Raw genomic sequence first — 18198 nt, 5'->3', positions numbered from 1 at the left:
CCGCGCAATGAACATCGTGACTGAGATGTCCGAGACACCGGACCGGGAGGCGGCGCAATCCGCGCTCGCCACGCTGCGCGCTTGGGCCGAAACGGCCACCCCGGCCGAGATTGCGGCGCTGGACCCGGCCATGGCCCGGATGCTGGCCCCCGCCGAATATCCCGCCCTTAGCCGCGCCTATCCCGAAGATTTCACCGCGGGCGACAACTACCGCGCCAGCCTGCCGGACCTGCAAAACGGCCCCTCCAGCCTGATCCGCGGCGCGCAGCAGTTGATCCAGCATGTCGGCATCTCGAACTTTCGCCTGCCGATCCGCTATCGCAGCCGCGAGGGCGGGGATCTGCGGCTTGAGACCTCGGTCACCGGCACGGTCTCGCTCGATGCGGAGAAGAAGGGCATCAACATGTCCCGCATCATGCGCAGTTTCTACCGCCATGCCGAGGCCACTTTCAGCTTCGAGGTGATCGAAGCGGCGCTGGACGACTACAAAGCCGATCTTGAGAGCTTGGACGCGCGAATTCAGATGCGCTTTTCCTTCCCGATGAAGATCGGCAGCCTGCGCTCGGGCCTCACCGGCTATCAGTATTACGACATCGCGCTGGAGTTGGTTGAACAGAACGGCGAGCGCAAGAAGATCGTGCATCTCGACTATGTCTATTCCAGCACCTGCCCCTGTTCGCTGGAACTGAGCGAACACGCGCGCCAGACCCGCGGGCAACTGGCGACACCGCATTCGCAACGCTCCGTCGCGCGGATATCGGTCGAGACGCGGGACGAGGGCGATTGCCTCTGGTTCGAAGACCTGATCGAGATTTGCCGCCGCGCCGTGCCGACCGAGACGCAGGTCATGGTCAAACGCGAAGACGAACAGGCGTTCGCCGAGCTTAACGCCGCCAATCCGATCTTTGTCGAGGATGCCGCGCGGCTGTTTTGCGAACAGCTTTTGGCCGATGGTCGGGTGGGCGATTTCCGCATCGTCGCCAGCCATCAAGAAAGCCTGCACAGCCACGATGCGATCAGCGTGCTGACCCAAGGTGAGACCTTTGCCGCGCAGAGCATCGACCCCAAGCTTTTCAACACGCTCTTCCACGTCGGCTGACCCCGGACGGCGCGGCAATCGCGCATTGGTTGTTCGCAGCCCGCGCCGCGCCCCTTTGCGGGGCATTCCGCCTGTCTTAGCGCGGAAATGGTGAATGTCGCCCTGTCAGCCCTGCAAGTCCCGACCAGCGGCTATGCGAAAACGTCGGTTCTGCTGCGGCGCAGCATTGCCTATCTAACGGTCATCGAAATACTGGAAATTGCAAAGGCAATCAGATGACCTACCAGAGCACTGCTCACCCCGCCCACTCCGTCTCTCCCCTCGAAGGGCTGCGGCGCGCCGGCGCCGGTCTGCGCCGCTTTTTCGCGGGGATCGGCCATGGCATCATGATGGGCTCCACCGCCCAACGCCGTTTTGAGCAGGTCCAAGGCCTGCAAGCGAAAAGCGACGAAGAACTGGCCGCCATGGGCATCAAGCGTGACGACATCGTTCACCACGTTTTCAAAGACCTCTACTACATCTAAGACGACACGGACCGGGGCCAAATCGCGCCCCGGTCCCGTCTCGGCTTGACAGCGACGAGCGGCCAAGCCAACGCTGCGCGCATGTTGGATATACGACCTGTCGGATATGTCGTGGGCCTTTTGGTGGCCGTGCTCGGCCTTGCCATGATCATCCCGATCTTGGTCGATCTGGCCGAAGGCCGGGGCCAGTGGTGGGTCTTCGTCGAAAGCGCGCTGATCACGACGCTGGGTGGCGGTATGATCGCCCTCGCCAGCGCCAATGGAGTCCGTGAAGGGCTCACCATTCAACAGACATTCATGCTGACCACCGGCGTCTGGCTGATGCTGCCGCTCTTCGGGGCCTTGCCTTTCGTGCTTGGCGCGACCGAGGCCAGCGTGACCGATGCCATGTTCGAGGCGATGTCGGGTCTGACGACCACCGGCGCGACGGTGCTGACGGGGTTGGAAGACCTGCCCAAAGGGCTGCTGATCTGGCGCGGTATCCTGCAATGGCTAGGCGGCATCGGTATCGTTGTCGTCGCCATGGTGTTTCTGCCCGAGTTGCGGGTCGGTGGTATGCAGATCTTCAAATCCGAGTCCTTTGACACATTCGGGAAAATCCTGCCCCGCGCGGGGCAAATCGCGACGCAGATTTCGGTGATCTATCTCTGGCTCACGCTGGCCTGTATGCTGAGCTATCTGGCCCTCGGGATGACCACATTCGACGCCACCGTGCATGCGCTCACCACCGTCTCGACGGGTGGTTTTTCCAACTACGACGCCTCCTTCAGCACCTTTTCCGGCCCCGCCGAATATGTCGCCGTGATTTTCATGATCCTCGCCGCGCTGCCCTTCGTACGCTATGTGCAACTAATTAACGGCAACCCCGTGGCCCTGCACCGCGACCCGCAGGTGCGCGGCTTTTTCATGACGATGACCTTTCTGGTGGTGATCGTCTTTTTCGTTCTGCGCAGCGGCACGACCTATGAATCCGAGCGGGTCTTGCGCGAAGCGCTGTTCAACATCACCTCGATCATTTCGGGCACCGGCTATGCCTCGGCGGACTATATGCAATGGGGCAGCTTTGCCGTGGCGCTGTTCTTTTTTATCGGCCTGATCGGCGGCTGCGCGGGCTCGACTACCTGTTCGATCAAAATCTTCCGCTATCAACTGCTCTTTGCGTCGATCCGCGCGCAGCTGCGGCGGATCCGTTCGCCCCACGGTGTCTTTACCCCGCGCTACGATGGTCGCCCGGTGGGGGCGGACGTGCTGAGCTCGGTGATGTCCTTCTTCATGTTCTTCGTCGTATCGCTCGGCCTGATCTCGGTCGCGCTGAGCCTGACGGGGTTGGATTTCGTCACCTCGGTTTCGGGGGCCGCGGCGGCGCTGGCGAACATCGGCCCGGGCTTGGGAGAGATCATCGGCCCGGCGGGGAATTTCAGCAGCCTTAATGACACGGCGAAGTGGATATTGATCATCGCCATGTGGATCGGGCGACTGGAGCTCATGGCGGTCTACGTCATGTTCACCGCCAAATTCTGGCGCGCTTGAAACGCGAAAGGGCGGCGCCGATGGCACCGCCCTTTGTCTTTGTCGCTTGGGGCTGAGCCCGCCGCGTTATTCCCAGCAGCTGACCAAGACGGTCATGCCCTGCGCGCGCAGCGTCAGGTCGCGCGGCGCAATCGGGCCTGTGGCGCCTTGTGCCTGCTTGCTGCCCAGCCCGGCCTCCTGCACTGCCTTGAGGATCACATCACCATCGAGGGCAAAGCTCACGTCTTCGGGCAGTTTGCGGTCCGCTTCCGTCTGGGGCAGCAACATCCCCACGACATGGCCATTCTCGTCGAATACCGGACCCCCGGCATCGCCGGGCTGGGCCTTGACCGACAGGCGCTTGAGGGTCTCATCTCCGTTCAGCCCCTTGAGGTCCGACAGCGCGCCAAAGGTCAGGGTCGCGGCGCTCAGCACGCCCTCGTAGGAGTAGCCCGCGACGGATATTTCCGATTGCAGGCGCGGGGCCGCGTTGCTGAACTGGGCCACGGCCAGCGGGGCGAGGCGGCTTTCGGGTTTGAGCAGTGCAAGGCCGCGCGCCTCATCGGTGGCGACCACCGTGGCATCGGTATCGGCGTCCAGCGTCACCCGCCCGCAAGAGGCGACGACTTCGCTGGTGGTCACGACCGCGCCGTTGTCATCGACGAAAAAGCCGCTGCGGGCGATCTTGGGCTGGCGGATCTGCAAACCGGCGACCAGATCAATCGCCTGCGCATCGCTATTGCCTGCGGCGGCGTCGAGCACGCCGGGCAGGCGGGTCAGGCTTTTGGACATTTCGGCCACCACGCGGCGGCGGCGGTCTTCGTCCCCGGCGGGCCAGATCAGGGTGAAGCCCTTGATCTGACCGTTCTCCAGCGAGACCTGCGTCTGGCTGATGATGCTGCCGTTCTCGCCGATCAACTCAAAGGAATTGCGCTTGCGCTCGCGCGGGCCATCCAAGGGGACGATCTCAAGCGTTTGCATGATGTCGTACAGGCCATAGAGCGTATCTTGATTGCCCGGCTGGCTGATCAACAAGACCCGCGCGCCGATGTTGCCACTGCTGTCGTAATGGGCAAAGGGCGGCTCGTAGCGGGCGAAGTCGACCTCGGCGGTAGGCATCATGATCTCGATCCCGGCCTTCTCGTCGCGCACCAGTTGCAAGCCCAGCCCGTCGAGCACGGCGTTATACTGCGCCATCAGAGCCGCCCGCTGGCGCGTGGTCAGCACACCGGTCGGCTCATAGCTGTTGGCGCCCTGCCACGCGCGCATGGAGGCCCGGGTGCCACGGCCAAAGGCACCGTCAATCGCGGCATCATAAAAGCCCGCCCATTGCAGGGCGATTTGCAGGTCCTTGCGCTCTTGCGCCGAGAGGGCGCGTTCCGAGCGGCGCGCTTCTGCAGCGGTCTCATCTGGTTCGGGCGGGGTGGGGGCCGGGGCGGTCTCGGCCTCTGCGGCTTCGGTTTCACCCTCCGTCCCTGCGGGATCAAGCGGGGTTGTCGTGACATCGGGGGTGCTGCTGCCCGCGGCGGCTTCCTCTGGCGCAATGCCATCCACGCCCACGGGGGCGTCGATCACGCCGGTTTCCAGAACGTTGTCACCAACGGGCCAGAACTGCTGCTGGAAACGGTTGGATTGCTGGATGAAGCTGTCGCGCGGCACCAGACCGTCGCGCACATAGCTGCGCAGCACCAGTTCCGCATCCTCGCGCCGGTAGGGGCCCACGGCGATGCCGTACCAGCCACCGCCCAAGGCAAAGCCATTCACGTCATCCAACAGGGTCTCATAGGCGCGCGCCCGGTCCGTGGCCTCGGCCAAGGACGGTTGCGCCTCGATCTGAACCCAAACGACATCCTCTGCCGATTGCGCCCGCGCAAGGCCCGCCCAAGTCAGGCTCAGGGCCAAGAAGATCGCCACGGGGGCAGGTAGAATTCGCTTCATCGTCACTCAACTCTCGCAAAACCAAATCCGAGCCAGATTACGCCGGAAAGCAGCGCGAATGCCATGCAAAAGGGGGCGAAATTCTGATAAAGCTGTGATTGACCCCCATGGCTTGCAGACGTAGGAAAGGCGCGCATCATTAAGGGGCAATCACCATGTCTGACGCAGCGCAGAAACCACGCTCTTTCCAAGAGATCATCCTTGCTTTGCAGAGCTATTGGGCGCGGCAGGGCTGCGCGGTGCTGCAACCCTACGACATGGAAGTGGGCGCGGGCACCTTTCACCCGGCCACCACGCTGCGCAGCCTTGGCACGCAGCCTTGGGCTGCGGCCTATGTTCAGCCCTCGCGCCGCCCCACGGATGGGCGCTATGGTGAGAACCCGAACCGTTTGCAGCATTACTACCAGTATCAGGTGCTGATCAAACCGAGCCCGCCCAATCTGCAAGAGCTCTACCTCGGCTCGTTGGAGGCCATCGGCATCGACATGGCGCTGCATGACATTCGTTTTGTCGAAGATGACTGGGAAAGCCCGACGCTCGGCGCTTGGGGGCTGGGCTGGGAGGTCTGGTGCGACGGCATGGAAGTGTCGCAGTTTACCTATTTCCAGCAGGTCGGTGGCCATGACTGTCACCCCGTCTCGGGCGAGCTGACCTACGGGCTGGAACGTCTGGCGATGTATGTGCTGGGCGTCGACCACGTCATGGACATGCCCTTCAACAGCCCCGACGCGCCGATCCCGCTGACCTATGGCGATGTGTTCAAACAGACCGAAGAAGAATTCGCGCGCTGGAACTTTGACACGGCCAATACCGAAGTGCTGCTGGACCAGTTCAACGAAGCCGAGGCACACTGCCAGTTCATCCTTGAGCAACCCGCCGAAGACCCCAAGACCGGGAAACGCATCGTTATGGCGCATCCGGCCTATGATCAATGCATCAAGGCGAGCCATATCTTTAACCTGCTCGACGCGCGCGGCGTGATCTCGGTCACCGAGCGGCAGGCCTATATCGGGCGGGTGCGGGCGCTGGCCAAGCAATGCGCGGATGCCTTCGTGCAGACCCGCGCCGGCGGCTGGACGCCCGAGGCGGACAGCGCGGCATGAGCGGCAAGATTGTTGGCATCGTGATCCTTCTTTCAGCAGCGATCGCCGGTGCGGCGCTCTATTACCTCCAGATCTACGGCTTTTATCACGATGTGCCCGAGGCCAAGGTTGAACTTGTCTCTCTGACAACGCAGGAGGCGGAGGAGATCGCCGCGAACAACCTACAGGCCATCGACGCCGACAGTTCCCCGATCCGGTTTCGCGCCTGTTTCGAGCATGACATCAGCCTCGCCATGGCGACCGAGACCTATGAGATGACCGACCACACCGATCCGCGCAACGCGCCGGGCTGGTTCGATTGTTTCGACGCCCCCGCCATCGCGGCCGAGATCGCGGCGGGCAGCGCGCTGACCTTTCTCGGCGGCAAAAACGTGCACTACGGCGTCGACCGGATCGTGGCGCTGACCGACGACGGGCGCGGCTATATCTGGCATGAGCTGAACGACTGTGGTGAGAAGTCCTATGACGGCACCGTGGTGGGCGAGGCCTGCCCGGAACGCCCCGCCGACTGATCTTATCCCCGCGCGCGGACCCTTTCGGCGGAACCTTTTGGCACCGCCGAACGCTTGTCCCCACATAGAACGGGGGCAAGAATGTCAGAGAAAACACATGAGGGGCTGAAATGGGTGATGCGCGCAGGCTATGGCGCGCGCGGGGTGATCTATACGATCATCGGGGGGCTGGCGCTTTTGGCCGCTCTGAAACGCACCCAAGCCTCGGGGACGAAAGACGCCCTCGCGGCGCTGCGGGATGAGCCCTATGGCATCCCCGCGCTATTTGCCATCGGCATCGGGCTGCTTGCCTATCTGGTATGGCGTGTGGCCGCGGGTGTGAAGGATGTCGAAGACCACGGCACTGATGCCAAGGGGCTGATCGCGCGGCTGGGGCAGATCACGACCGGGCTGATCCACGGCGGTATCGGCGTCTCGGTTCTCGCTCTGGCGCTGAGCGGCAAGAACTCCGGCGGCAGTTCCGCGCAGGACTGGACGCAAAAGCTGATGGCCATGCCCGCCGGGCGCTATATCGTGGCCGCGGGGGCGCTGATCCTGCTGGGCGCGGGGATTTACTACGCCTACAAAGGGCTGAGCGGGAAGTATAAGGGCCATCTGGCCCGCACCCATTTCACCGAAAGCATCGACCCTATCGTGAAGATTGGCCTTGTCATCTATGGCGGCATTCTCGCGCTCGTCGCCTTTTCGCTGGGCTATGCGGCGCTGACCGCCAATCCCGAACAGGCGGGCGGTCTGGGCGAGGCGTTGCAAGACCTGCGCGGCATGGCCTTTGGGCGCTTCCTTCTGGGCGGGGCCGGGCTGGGGTTGATCGGTTTTGCGGTCTATAACTTCGTCGAAGCGGGCTATCGCGTGGTGCCGAAATTCTCCGACCCGGATATCCGCACCTTGTTGGATTAAACGCGGGGCGGGGGGCTAGACCCTCCGCCTAGCACTCGTTATCCAAGCCCCCGATGAGACGCCGCCGTCGCGGCAAGAATTGGGGGCCGCCCGTGCCAGATCTGCTGATTGAACTTTTTTCCGAAGAAATTCCCGCGCGGATGCAGAAACGCGCGGGCGAAGACCTGCAAAAGCTGGTGACCAACGGTCTGGTCGAGGCCGGTTTGACCTATGGCTCCGCCGCCGTCTTCACCACCCCGCGCCGGTTGACGCTGGCGCTTGGCGACATGCTCGCCGCCAGCCCCCGACAGGTGGAAGAGCGCAAGGGTCCCAAGGCCGACGCGCCCGAGAAAGCCGTCGAAGGCTTTTTGCGCGGCGCGGGTCTGACCCGCGACCAGCTTGAGGAGCGCGACACGCCCAAGGGCAAGGTGCTTTTTGCCAAGATCGAGAAACCGGGCCGCCCCGCCGCCGAGATCGTGGCCGAGGTGCTGGAGCAGACCATCCGCAACTTCCCCTGGCCCAAGTCCATGCGGTGGGGCAGCGGCAGCCTGAAATGGGTCCGCCCGCTGCATTCCATCCTCTGCGTGATCAGCGATGAGGCCGGGGCCGAGGTGGTGCCGCTGACCATCGACGGGATTACCGCGGGCAATACCACGCGGGGGCATCGCTTCCTCGCCCCCGCCGAGATCGAAGTCTCGGGCTTCGAGGATTATCAGGACAAGCTCAGCCGTGCCTTCGTTGTGCTCGACCCCGCCGCGCGGGCTGATACGATCTGGCATGACGCCACCAACATGGCCTTCGCCGCCGGGCTGGAAGTGGTTGAGGACGCAGGGCTTCTGGCCGAAGTCGCGGGCCTCGTGGAATACCCCGTCGTGCTGATGGGCCGCATCGGCGAGGACTTCCTCGGCCTACCGCCCGAGGTGCTGCAAACCTCTATGAAAGAGCATCAGAAGTTCTTCTCAGTCCGCAATCCGAAGTCGGGGCAGATCGAGCGGTTCATCACCGTCGCCAACCGCACCACCGCCGACGATGGCGCCACGATCCTTGCCGGGAATGAGAAGGTGTTGGGCGCGCGGCTGTCGGATGCCAAATTCTTCTGGGACAACGACCTGCGCACAGTCACCACCGGCGCGGGCATGGAGACTTGGGTCAAGGCGCTGGAAAACGTGACCTTCCACAACAAGCTCGGCACGCAGGCCGAGTTGATCGACCGCATGGCGACCCTCTCGCGCGCATTGGCGCCGCTGGTTGGCGCCGATGCGGAGGAGGCCGAGAAGGCCGCGCGGGTCGCCAAGGCCGATCTCAGCTCCGAGATGGTCTACGAATTCCCCGAGTTGCAGGGCCTGATGGGCAGCTACTACGCGCGCAAGGCGGGGATGTCGGATGCCGTCGCAGACGCCGCCAAAGACCACTACGCGCCGTTGGGGCCGTCCGACGACGTGCCGACCGCGCCGGTTTCCATTGCCGTGGCTTTGGCCGAGAAGATCGACAAGCTGACCGGGTTCTGGGCGATTGACGAGAAGCCGACCGGGAGCAAGGATCCCTTCGCGCTGCGCCGTGCGGCTTTGGGCGTGATCCGGATTCTGGTGGAGAATGATGTGAGCGTACACCTTGAGAGAGTATTGGCAGTCAAAAGCGCTAAGCACCTAGGGGCCATCCGCGGAGGAGCGCAGTCAGTTTGGGCTGCCTCTGCGCGTGATAGTTTGGGTGAAATCGGTCAAGAAGAGCTTGGGCAAAAATTGTATAAGGAGTCCTGGGAAAATGCCCTTGTCCAGCCGGGTAGCCCAGAAGCGGTTGCGCTTGTGAATGAGGTGCATACTTTAACGATCAGCCTCCTCTCCTTCATCCACGACCGCCTGAAAGTCTACCTGCGCGACCAAGGCATCCGCCACGACGTCATCGACGCCTGCATCGCCATGGACGGCAGCGACGACCTAACCCTTTTGGTCAAACGCGCGCGCGCCCTGTCGGACGTGCTCAAAACCGACGATGGCGAAAACCTGATCCAAGGCTTCAAACGCGCCAACAACATCCTCAGCCAAGCCGAAGAGGCCGATGGCGTGGAATACTCCTTTGGCGCCGACCCGAAGTTTGCCGAGACGGAGGCCGAGAAAGACCTCTTCGCCGCACTCGACAAGGCAGAGGCCAAGATCACCCCTGCAATGGCGGCGCAGGATTTCTCGACCGCGATGGCGGCCATGGCGGAATTGCGCGGGCCGATCGATGCCTTCTTTGAGGCGGTACAGGTCAACGCCGAGAACCCCACGGTGCGGCGCAACCGGCTTAATCTGCTGAGCCGCATCCGCACGATCTGTAGCGCCGTGGCGGATTTGACCAAACTGGACGGCTGACCCCAGAGGGGGCGAGATCCCTTGCCCCTTCAGCCTCAACCCCTATGCTGCACCGGAACGATTAAGGTGCCGCAGTGCAGAACGATCCCCATACCACGCTGGTGACCCCCACCGCGCCGATTGCCAATACCACCCACGGCGGGCGGGCCAAATGTTTGCAACGTCTCGTGCGGCTCGACCTGCCGGTGCCGCGCACCATTGCGCTGTCCTTTGACGCTGTGCAGCAGATCGCGCGCGGGCAGATGCCCGACGTGCAGGCGGTGGTCGATCAGTTTCCAAAGGGTGCGCTGCTTTGCGTGCGGCCCTCCAGCCAAGACCCCGATTGGGGCGGGCCGGGGGCGGTGTTGAACATCGGGATTAACGACGCACTCTTCGAAAGCTACGCGGGCACCATTGGCGAAGGGCCAGCGGCGGCGCTTTATTCGCGTTTCGTGCAGTCCTACGCGGTCAATGTGGCCCGTCTCGACCCGGATATGTTCGACGATGTGAACGGCGATGGCCGCGCGGCGCTGATGGAATCCCTGCGCGCCTATGAGGCCGAGACCGAAGAGCGTTTCCCCCAAGACCCGGCAACGCAACTGGCCGCCGTGCTGCGGTCAATGGCGCGGGCGTGGAACGGCACCTCGGCGCGGCTGTTGCGACAGGCGAAAGGCGCGCCTGCGGATGCGGGGTTGGGGCTGGTGGTGCAGGAAATGGCCTTTGGCGTGGGGCAGGGGCAATGCGGCTCGGGCGTGTTGCAACTGGTCGACAGCGACACCGGCCTGCCGCAGATCACCGGGCGCTATCTGAGCCAGAGCCAAGGCCGCGATGCGCTCGAAGGCGATGCGGCGGCGATGTATCTCACCCGTGATCCGCGCGGGCCATCGCTTGAAGAATTGGTGCCCGAAGCCTTTGCCGAGTTGAAGGATCACGCGGCGCTGATGCGCAAGAGGCTGCGCGCCGAGATGCAGGTCGAATTCGTGATCGATCAGGGCAAGCTGCATATCTTGGACGGTGTGAAGGTCGCGCGGTCCTCCCGTGCGGCGGTGCGGATCGCCGTGGCGCTGGCGGATGAGGGGATCATCAGCCGCGAGGAAGCACTCATGCGGGTGCAGCCGCGCACGCTGTCGGAACTGCTGCACCGCCAAGTCGATCCAAGCGCCAAGCGGGACGTGATCGGGCGCGGCATCGCAGCCAGCCCCGGCGCGGCCACGGGGCGGATCGTCTTTTCCGCCAGCGACGCGCAGGCCAGCGCCGCGCGGGGGGAGCCTTGCATCCTCGTCCGGCGTGAGACGTCGCCCGAGGATATTCGCGGCATGCATGCCGCCGCCGCCGTGCTGACTGAACGCGGCGGCATCACCAGCCATGCGGCGGTGATCGGGCGCGGCATGGGGCTGCCTTGCGTGGTTGGTGCCTCGAACATGCGCTTCGTGGTGACCCAACGGCAGATCATCGCCCCCGACGGGCGGGTCTTTGTCGAAGGGGATCAGGTCACCGTCGATGGCTCCACCGGGCAGGTATTGGCCGGGGCTGCCAAGATGCAGGAGGCCGCGCTTGACGATACCTTCAACCGCCTGATGGGCTGGGCCGAGGATGTGGCCGATATCGGCATTCGCGCCAATGCTGATACGCCGACCGACGCGCAAACCGCGCGCAACTTCAACGCCCATGGCATCGGCCTGTGCCGGACCGAGCATATGTTCTTCGAGCCGGGCCGCCTCACCGTGATGCGCGAGATGATCTTTGCCGAAAGCGGCGAGGACCGTCGCGCCGTGCTGGAACGTCTGTTGCCCATGCAGCGCGAGGATTTCACCCAGCTGTTCCGCATCATGCAGGGGCAGCCGGTCTGCATCCGCCTGTTCGACCCGCCGTTGCACGAATTCCTGCCCTCCGACAAAGCCGGGCAGCGCGAATTGGCCGAGGCGCTTGGCCTGCAAATGTCCGACGTGACGCGCCGCGTGGCGGCGATGACGGAATATAACCCGATGCTGGGCCTGCGCGGCGTGCGTTTGGGGGTCACGGTGCCCGAGATCTATGAGATGCAGGCACGCGCCATTTTCGAGGCCACTATTGAGGCCAGCCGCGATGGCGAGCCGGTGGTGCCCGAGATCATGATCCCGCTGGTCAGCGCCCGGCGCGAGGTGGAACTGGTGAAAGCCAGCGTTGATGCCGTGGCCGCCGCTGTGCGCAGCGAGCGTGACGCGAGCTTTACCTACCGCCTTGGCGTCATGGTGGAGACCCCGCGCGCCTGTCTGCGCGCCGATGATATCGCGCCGCATTGCGCCTTCCTCAGCTTCGGGACCAACGACCTGACGCAGATGACCTACGGTCTCTCGCGCGACGACGCGGGCCGCTTCATGTCGAACTACGTCCAGCAGGGGGTCTATCCAGAGGATCCCTTCCATGTGCTCGACACCGATGGGGTCGGCGAATTGCTGCAACTCGGGGCAGAAAGAGGACGCAAGGCGCAGCCTGGAATCACCCTTTCCATCTGTGGGGAGCATGGCGGTAACCCCGAATCCATCGCGTTTTGCCGCGAATCGGGGTTCGATTATGTTTCCTGTTCGCCATTTCGCGTACCAGTTGCACGTCTGGCCGCCGCCCAACTCGCCATTGCCCACAAGATCGGGTAGGGGCGGCGGGCTCCAGCCCAATTTATACCATAATTCGGCGAGTTTCTGCACATAACGTCTGGTTGGGTTTACCGCCGGGAACCTTTTGGCTATCCGCCCCGCAGCCCTAACAATGATGCGAGGCGCATAATGCGTTTTATCCGGTCGATCTCTTTTGCTCTTTCCATGGCGCTGTGCAGCAGCCCGCTGGCGGTTCAGGCCAGCTCTGAAAGTGCGAGCGATCTTGCGCAGATTGAAATTCAAGGTCTGAAGTCCGCCGGTGCGGCGCGGCTTCAGGAGATGGTCGCACAGCCCGTGTCGGCCAGCGAGACAGATGTGAAATTCTCCACGGCTTGGATCGACAGCCAGCCCAAGGCCGAAGGCAACGCCGAGTTGCAGTGCCTTGCCGAAGCGCTCTATTTTGAGGCGCGCGGTGAGACGGTCAAAGGCCAGTTCGCCGTGGCCGAAGTGATCATGAACCGGGTGAAATCCGCCCGTTTCCCCGGCACGCTCTGTGGCGTGATCAATCAAGGGACGGGGCGCAAGTATCAGTGCCAGTTCACCTACACCTGCGACGGCCACAAAGAGGTCATCAACGAGCCGCGTGCCTTTGCCCGTGTTTCAAAAGTCGCGCGTGCGATCATCGACGGCAGCGCGCCCAAGCTGACCAACGGCGCGACGCACTACCACACCACCGCAGTGAACCCCAACTGGGCGCGGGTCTATACCAAGACCGCGCGGATCGGGCAGCATCTTTTCTATCGCCACACATGGAAGACCGCCTCGAACTGAGGGGCGGGATGTGCCTTCGGGTGCTGGCCTGCCGCCGGTGGGCCTGCTAAATGTGCATCGAAGCGCCCCCGGTGGGGCCATTACCCTGATCCGATAGGCGCTGCCGATGTCCGACGACGAAATTCGACTTGCCTTTGCCCACCCTTCCGAGCGGGCAGAGACGATGGCCGGCCCCGAGCCGCGTGATCGTATCTCGCTCCGCGATCACATCGTCGAGGTCGAGATCGGCGCTTTTCAGGCCGAGCGGGACGTCACCCAGCGGGTCTGTTTCAACGTGGTGGTCGAGGTGGCCCCCCTGACGGGGGTGGTCGACGATGATGTGGACCGCATCCTTTCCTACGACCGCGTGACCGAGGCTATCGCTGCCGAGCTTGCCGCCGAACGGCTCAACCTCTTGGAGACACTGGCCGAACGGGTGGCCGACCGTATCTTGATTGAGCCGCAGGCGATGCGGGTCTTCGTGCGGATCGAAAAGCTCGACCGTGGCCCCGGTGCGCTTGGGGTCGAGATCGTCCGCGCGCGGGAGGAGGCGGCAGCGCATGACGCGGCCCAAAAGGCCCCGCAGCCGCGCGTGGTATACCTCTCCAATGCGGCGATTGCCTCGACGCGTTTGCCGAGATGGTTGGATCAATTGGAAGCGGCGGCGGAGCCGGTGATCCTTTGCGTTGGCCCCCCGGACATTGCCGTGCCACAGGCCGAGGATGAGAAAGCGCAGCGCCACATCGACCTCTTGGCGATCGAACAGAACGCTTGGTTGCTTTCAACCCGCGATCCGCGGGGCGCGGTGGTCGGCAGCCGGACGGAGTTAGACTGGGCGATGAAGAACGGCCAGATCAGCATCTGGGCGCCTGCGCGAATCGTGCTCGACGCAGTGGACGGCCCCGCCGCCCCGCCAAGCGCGGCACCCGCCCTAGCCGCATGGTTCGCGGAGAGTTCATCGGCCTGCGAATTGGTCTTGATCGGCGCGGAGCGGTCCGAGGGCGCGAAACTGCCGCTACGTCTGCTTGACGTCGACAGCGCGGAGATCGTTTGATGGCCGAGTACCATCGCCCCTTGGTTCAGATCGGCCCCGCACGGCCCGAAGGCGCGCTAACCCTCGCGAGCGGTTGGGGCTGGTTCACCCATGTTGAGCTCTTGTCGCGGGGGCAGACGCCGCGCGTGATCCCGGCAGATGCGCTCTCCACCGCCGCGCGCGATGCCCTCACCACGCCGCGCCCGGCCATCGCGGGGTTAAGTTTCGACCGCCCCCGCGTGATGGGCATCCTCAATGCCACGCCTGACAGTTTCTCCGACGGGGGCCGCCATGTAGACCCGCAGGTCGCGGTCGCCGCGGGGGTGGCGATGCGGGCGGCGGGAGTTGATATGCTCGACATCGGCGGGGAATCCACCCGCCCGGGTGCGGAGACCGTGCCGGAGGAGGAAGAAATCGCGCGTGTTCGACCGGTGATCGAAGGGCTGCGGGCGGCCGGGGAAGGGGCGATCAGCATCGACACCCGCAAAGCTGCTGTGGCCGAAGCCGCCGTGGCGGCGGGGGCGGATCTGGTCAATGACGTGGCGGGGCTGACCTTTGACCCGGCGCTTGCGCCCTTCTGCGCGGCGCGGGGGCTGCCGGTCTGTGTGATGCACGCCCAAGGCGGCCCGGCCACGATGCAGCGCGACCCGCGCTATGATGACGTGCTGCTCGACGTCTATGACTATCTGGCCGAGCGGATCGCGGCGCTTGAGGCGCAGGGCATACCGCGCGAAAATATCATCGCCGATCCGGGCATTGGCTTTGGCAAGACGCTGGAACACAACCTTGCGCTGCTTGCGCGGCTGAGCCTGTTCCACAGCCTCGGGGTGCCGATCTTGCTCGGTGCGTCGCGCAAACGTTTCATCGGCACGATCGGCGGCGGCGCGGCGGGGGAAGATCGCGCGCCCGGCTCTATCGCGGTGGCCCTGGCGGCACTGAACCACGGGGTCCAAGTCTTACGCGTTCACGATGTGGCGCAAACCATTCAATCCATTTTACTTTATCGTTCGGCACTGGCAGGAAAATAGATATGACAAAGCTTTTTGGTACAGACGGCGTGCGGGGCACCGCCAATATTCACCCCATGACCGCCGACATGGCGCTGCGTATCGGTGCCGCCGTCGGGCGCTATTTCCGGCGTGAGAAAAGCGGCGTGCACCGTGTGGTCATCGGCAAAGACACGCGCCTGTCAGGCTATATGTTCGAAAACGCGCTGACTGCGGGCCTCACCAGCACCGGCATGAACGTGTTGCTGCTGGGGCCGGTGCCGACACCGGCGGTGGGGCTTTTGACGCGCTCCATGCGGGCCGATCTGGGGGTGATGATCTCTGCCAGCCACAACCCGGCCAGCGACAATGGCATCAAGTTCTTCGGCCCGGATGGGTTCAAACTCTCCGATCAGGTCGAGCAGGAAATCGAAGCGTTGGTCGCCGAGGGGGTCGAGCCATCGGCGCCGGATCAGATTGGCCGGGCCAAGCGGATCGACGACAGCCGATTTCGCTATATCGAACGGGTCAAATCCTCCTTCCCGCGGCAGATGCGTCTCGATGGGCTCAAGGTGGTGATCGACTGCGCCCATGGCGCGGCCTACCATGTGGCGCCGATGGCGCTGTGGGAATTGGGCGCGAATGTGATCCCCGTGGGCGTGGACCCGAACGGGTTCAACATCAACGATGGCTGCGGTTCCACCCAGCCGCAATCGGCGGCGGAGGCCGTGGTGGCCAATGGCGCCGATGTGGGCATCTGCCTTGATGGCGACGCTGACCGGGTGATCCTGATCGATCAGAATGGCCGCATCGGCGACGGCGATCAGTTCATGGCGCTGATGGCCGCGCGTTGGGCCGAAGAGGAGCGTCTTGCGGGCAAGGCGCTCGTCGCTACGGTGATGAGCAATCTGGGGCTGGAGCGTTTTCTGAATGACCGCGGTGTGCGGCTGGAGCGGACCGGCGTCGGCGACCGCTATGTGGTGGAGCGGATGCGCGATGGGGGCTTCAACCTCGGGGGGGAGCAGTCGGGCCATATCGTGATGACCGACTATGCGACCACGGGCGACGGGCTGATGGCTGGGATGCAGTTTCTGGCCGAGATGGTACGCTCGGGCAAACCTGCCTCGGAACTGCTCTACCAATTCGACCCGGTCCCGCAGCTGCTGAAAAACGTGCGCTTCTCCGCCGGGCAGGCCCCGCTGGAAGACGCGCAGGTCAAAGCCGCCATCGCGCAGGCAGAGGCCGATCTGGCGCAGGGTGGGCGGCTGTTGATCCGCAAATCGGGCACGGAACCCTTGGTGCGCGTCATGGCCGAACATGAGGACGCGGCGCTGATGGAGCGTGCCGTCGACAGCGTGGTCGAGGCGGTGGGTAGGGTGGTCGCTACAATTTAAGGTTGATCGGCATTGGTCGGCGTGCATAGTTTGATGGTTTAACTTTATAGGATTTCCACAATGCGCTTTTCGCTGACTTTCTGCGCCACCCTGTTTCTCGCCGTCCCTGCATTTGCCGATATGAAGGCGCAAGTTCTCGCGCCGTGGAATGGCAAGACTGTCCCCGCCGGACAGCAATGCACCCTGTTCGGCGGTAAGGGGATGACACCGCCCTTTCAGGTCACCGGTCTTCCCACCGGGACCGCGATGGTCGTGGTCGAGTTCAATGACCGTAGTTATGGCCCTCTGTCCTCCGGCGGTGGGCATGGGACAATCGGCTATAACGTAAAGGGCAGTAGCGCCAAATTGCCCGCGGTTCCGGGGCTGACCGCGAAAATGCCGCGTGGCGTGCGGGTCATCAAAGCGGCAAGGGGGACGGGCGACTACCGCTCTGCCGGTTATCTGCCACCCTGTTCAGGGGGAAAGGGCAACAGTTATGAGGCCGTGGTGAAGGCCGTCAATGGTGCCGGAAAAGTTACTGCAAAGACCAAGATGGCCTTAGGACGCTACTGATCCGACGGGTTCGCGGGCGCGTTCGTCGGCCGCGAGCCTACCTCAGCTTCCCCGGAACAACCGTTTCAGCGCGCCGTATTGGCTGAGCCCGACCCCCGCAAGGATCAGCGCCATCGCGTAAAGCAACGACATTGGCAGCGGCTCTGACAGCACCAGCGCGCCCAGCAGGACCGACCAGACCGGCACTTGGTAATTCACCAAGGACATGAAGACCGGCCCCGCGGTGCGCACCACATAGACCCGAAGGAAGGCCGCGCCCGCGGTTGGGATTAGGCCGAGAAAGGCCAAAACGGCGAGTATTTTAGGCGCGGGCAGGGATGGCGCGCCCTCGCTGAGGAAGGCTGCGGGCAGCATCACCGCGGCGCCGATCAGCATCAGCACCGTCCCGAGCCCGATCGGATCAACCGAAGGCAGCCGCCGCATGAGGATTGAGCTTACCGCATAACAAGAGGCCGCGGCGACGCAGGCCATACGCCCTGCCGTCTCCATCGCAGCGCCGGTGCTTTCAAAGGCTTGCCCGCCGATCAACACGACGACGCCGATGAAACCGATGACAAAGCCGCCGACCTTGCGCGGGGTCATGCGCTCCCCCGGCAGCAGGAAATGGGCCATGGGTAGGACGATCAGTGCGACAGAAGCCATGGTCACCCCGGCAAAGCCCGAGGTCACATATTGCTGCCCCCATGCGAGCAGCGAAAAGGGCAGGGCCGAGCTGATGATGCCGATGGTCACCAGCACGAGGATGTCGGAGGCAGAGGGGCGCGCGGTGAAAAGCGCGAACCCCCGCAGGGCCCAGAGCGCCAGCATCACCACCGCCGCCAACCCGATCCGCGAGGCGGCGAGCCAGAAGGGCGTGATCCCGGTGAGCGCCACTTCGGTAAAAAGAAAGGTGCCCCCCCAAACAAACCCCAAAAGGGCGATCAGCAGCCAGCTTGTCAGCGTGATTTGAGGCGTGGTGTTCATCGGGGCTCCGGCGTAAAGGCAAAGACCCCGGCGCGAGGCCGGGGTCGATGTCGTCT

15 protein-coding genes are annotated in these 18198 nt (G+C 63.8%); 13 read left to right on the top strand and 2 right to left on the bottom strand.

Annotation, left to right across the window (positions count from 1 at the left end):
- The first annotated feature begins 7 nt into the window (after positions 1–7).
- From folE2 to ACGYK4_RS00890, 3 genes are all read left to right on the top strand, one after another.
- The gene (gene folE2, locus ACGYK4_RS00900) at positions 8–1099 is read left to right on the top strand and encodes a GTP cyclohydrolase FolE2 (RefSeq protein WP_271693344.1); all 1092 of its coding nucleotides are present in this window, start codon (positions 8–10) and stop codon (positions 1097–1099) included.
- A gap of 215 nt (positions 1100–1314) precedes the next feature.
- The gene (locus ACGYK4_RS00895) at positions 1315–1563 is read left to right on the top strand and encodes a hypothetical protein (RefSeq protein ID WP_067262845.1); all 249 of its coding nucleotides are present in this window, start codon (positions 1315–1317) and stop codon (positions 1561–1563) included.
- 81 nt (positions 1564–1644) lie between these two features.
- Complete coding sequence (locus tag ACGYK4_RS00890; RefSeq protein ID WP_322328020.1) at positions 1645–3093, top strand: TrkH family potassium uptake protein; 1449 nt, start codon at positions 1645–1647, stop codon at positions 3091–3093.
- A gap of 66 nt (positions 3094–3159) precedes the next feature.
- On the opposite strand, the gene ACGYK4_RS00885 is transcribed toward ACGYK4_RS00890, so the two are convergent.
- A complete protein-coding gene (locus ACGYK4_RS00885; protein ID WP_394454730.1) occupies positions 3160–5010 on the bottom strand; it encodes a serine protease in 1851 nt (616 codons plus the stop codon).
- 155 nt (positions 5011–5165) lie between these two features.
- Between ACGYK4_RS00885 and ACGYK4_RS00880 the strand changes: the two genes are divergently transcribed.
- The 10 genes from ACGYK4_RS00880 to ACGYK4_RS00835 all read left to right on the top strand — a co-directional run bounded on the left by ACGYK4_RS00880 (position 5166) and on the right by ACGYK4_RS00835 (position 17179).
- A complete protein-coding gene (locus tag ACGYK4_RS00880) occupies positions 5166–6113 on the top strand; it encodes a glycine--tRNA ligase subunit alpha (RefSeq protein ID WP_394454729.1) in 948 nt (315 codons plus the stop codon).
- Positions 6110–6625, top strand: a complete 516-nt coding sequence (locus ACGYK4_RS00875; RefSeq protein ID WP_394454728.1) for a DUF6446 family protein — start codon at positions 6110–6112, stop codon at positions 6623–6625. The genes ACGYK4_RS00880 and ACGYK4_RS00875 overlap by 4 nt, the downstream gene beginning before the upstream one ends.
- An 81-nt stretch (positions 6626–6706) precedes the next feature.
- On the top strand, positions 6707–7522 hold the full coding sequence (locus ACGYK4_RS00870; protein WP_271687773.1) for a DUF1206 domain-containing protein: 816 nt from the start codon (positions 6707–6709) through the stop codon (positions 7520–7522).
- A 92-nt stretch (positions 7523–7614) separates the two neighbouring features.
- A complete protein-coding gene (gene glyS, locus ACGYK4_RS00865) occupies positions 7615–9852 on the top strand; it encodes a glycine--tRNA ligase subunit beta (RefSeq protein ID WP_394454727.1) in 2238 nt (745 codons plus the stop codon).
- A gap of 74 nt (positions 9853–9926) precedes the next feature.
- A complete protein-coding gene (gene ppdK / locus ACGYK4_RS00860) occupies positions 9927–12464 on the top strand; it encodes a pyruvate, phosphate dikinase (RefSeq protein ID WP_209217889.1) in 2538 nt (845 codons plus the stop codon).
- A 129-nt stretch (positions 12465–12593) separates the two neighbouring features.
- A complete protein-coding gene (locus ACGYK4_RS00855; RefSeq protein ID WP_067262593.1) occupies positions 12594–13235 on the top strand; it encodes a cell wall hydrolase in 642 nt (213 codons plus the stop codon).
- Positions 13236–13341: 106 nt separating this feature from the next.
- Positions 13342–14268, top strand: coding sequence for a dihydroneopterin aldolase (locus ACGYK4_RS00850; protein WP_394433032.1), 927 nt, complete (start codon positions 13342–13344; stop codon positions 14266–14268).
- Positions 14268–15275, top strand: coding sequence for a dihydropteroate synthase (gene folP, locus ACGYK4_RS00845; RefSeq protein ID WP_394433034.1), 1008 nt, complete (start codon positions 14268–14270; stop codon positions 15273–15275). The genes ACGYK4_RS00850 and folP overlap by 1 nt, the downstream gene beginning before the upstream one ends.
- 2 nt (positions 15276–15277) lie before the next feature.
- Positions 15278–16627 (top strand): phosphoglucosamine mutase, encoded by a 1350-nt coding sequence (gene glmM, locus ACGYK4_RS00840; protein WP_394433036.1) that lies wholly within the window; start codon positions 15278–15280, stop codon positions 16625–16627.
- Between the two features lie 60 nt (positions 16628–16687).
- Positions 16688–17179, top strand: coding sequence for a hypothetical protein (locus ACGYK4_RS00835; RefSeq protein WP_394433038.1), 492 nt, complete (start codon positions 16688–16690; stop codon positions 17177–17179).
- 42 nt (positions 17180–17221) lie between these two features.
- On the opposite strand, the gene ACGYK4_RS00830 is transcribed toward ACGYK4_RS00835, so the two are convergent.
- Positions 17222–18142 (bottom strand): DMT family transporter, encoded by a 921-nt coding sequence (locus ACGYK4_RS00830; protein ID WP_394433041.1) that lies wholly within the window; start codon positions 18140–18142, stop codon positions 17222–17224.
- Positions 18143–18198 lie beyond the last annotated feature (56 nt).

The sequence above is a fragment of the Sulfitobacter sp. 1A13368 genome, from assembly GCF_043557275.1.
Taxonomy (GTDB): Bacteria; Pseudomonadota; Alphaproteobacteria; order Rhodobacterales; family Rhodobacteraceae; genus Sulfitobacter; species Sulfitobacter faviae.
This window is presented reverse-complemented; position numbering and strand designations above follow the sequence as displayed.

Excerpts from the sequence above, each read along its gene's own strand:
- ACGYK4_RS00880 (WP_394454729.1), top strand. The coding sequence starts at position 5,166 with ATGTCTGACGCAGCGCAGAAACCACGCTCTTTCCAAGAGATCATCCTT.
- ACGYK4_RS00885 (WP_394454730.1), bottom strand. The coding sequence starts at position 5,010 with ATGAAGCGAATTCTACCTGCCCCCGTGGCGATCTTCTTGGCCCTGAGC.
- ACGYK4_RS00870 (WP_271687773.1), top strand. The coding sequence starts at position 6,707 with ATGTCAGAGAAAACACATGAGGGGCTGAAATGGGTGATGCGCGCAGGC.
- folP (WP_394433034.1), top strand. The coding sequence starts at position 14,268 with ATGGCCGAGTACCATCGCCCCTTGGTTCAGATCGGCCCCGCACGGCCC.
- ACGYK4_RS00850 (WP_394433032.1), top strand. The coding sequence starts at position 13,342 with ATGTCCGACGACGAAATTCGACTTGCCTTTGCCCACCCTTCCGAGCGG.
- folE2 (WP_271693344.1), top strand. The coding sequence starts at position 8 with ATGAACATCGTGACTGAGATGTCCGAGACACCGGACCGGGAGGCGGCG.
- ACGYK4_RS00875 (WP_394454728.1), top strand. The coding sequence starts at position 6,110 with ATGAGCGGCAAGATTGTTGGCATCGTGATCCTTCTTTCAGCAGCGATC.
- ACGYK4_RS00890 (WP_322328020.1), top strand. The coding sequence starts at position 1,645 with ATGTTGGATATACGACCTGTCGGATATGTCGTGGGCCTTTTGGTGGCC.
- ACGYK4_RS00835 (WP_394433038.1), top strand. The coding sequence starts at position 16,688 with ATGCGCTTTTCGCTGACTTTCTGCGCCACCCTGTTTCTCGCCGTCCCT.
- ACGYK4_RS00855 (WP_067262593.1), top strand. The coding sequence starts at position 12,594 with ATGCGTTTTATCCGGTCGATCTCTTTTGCTCTTTCCATGGCGCTGTGC.
- glmM (WP_394433036.1), top strand. The coding sequence starts at position 15,278 with ATGACAAAGCTTTTTGGTACAGACGGCGTGCGGGGCACCGCCAATATT.
- ACGYK4_RS00895 (WP_067262845.1), top strand. The coding sequence starts at position 1,315 with ATGACCTACCAGAGCACTGCTCACCCCGCCCACTCCGTCTCTCCCCTC.
- ACGYK4_RS00830 (WP_394433041.1), bottom strand. The coding sequence starts at position 18,142 with ATGAACACCACGCCTCAAATCACGCTGACAAGCTGGCTGCTGATCGCC.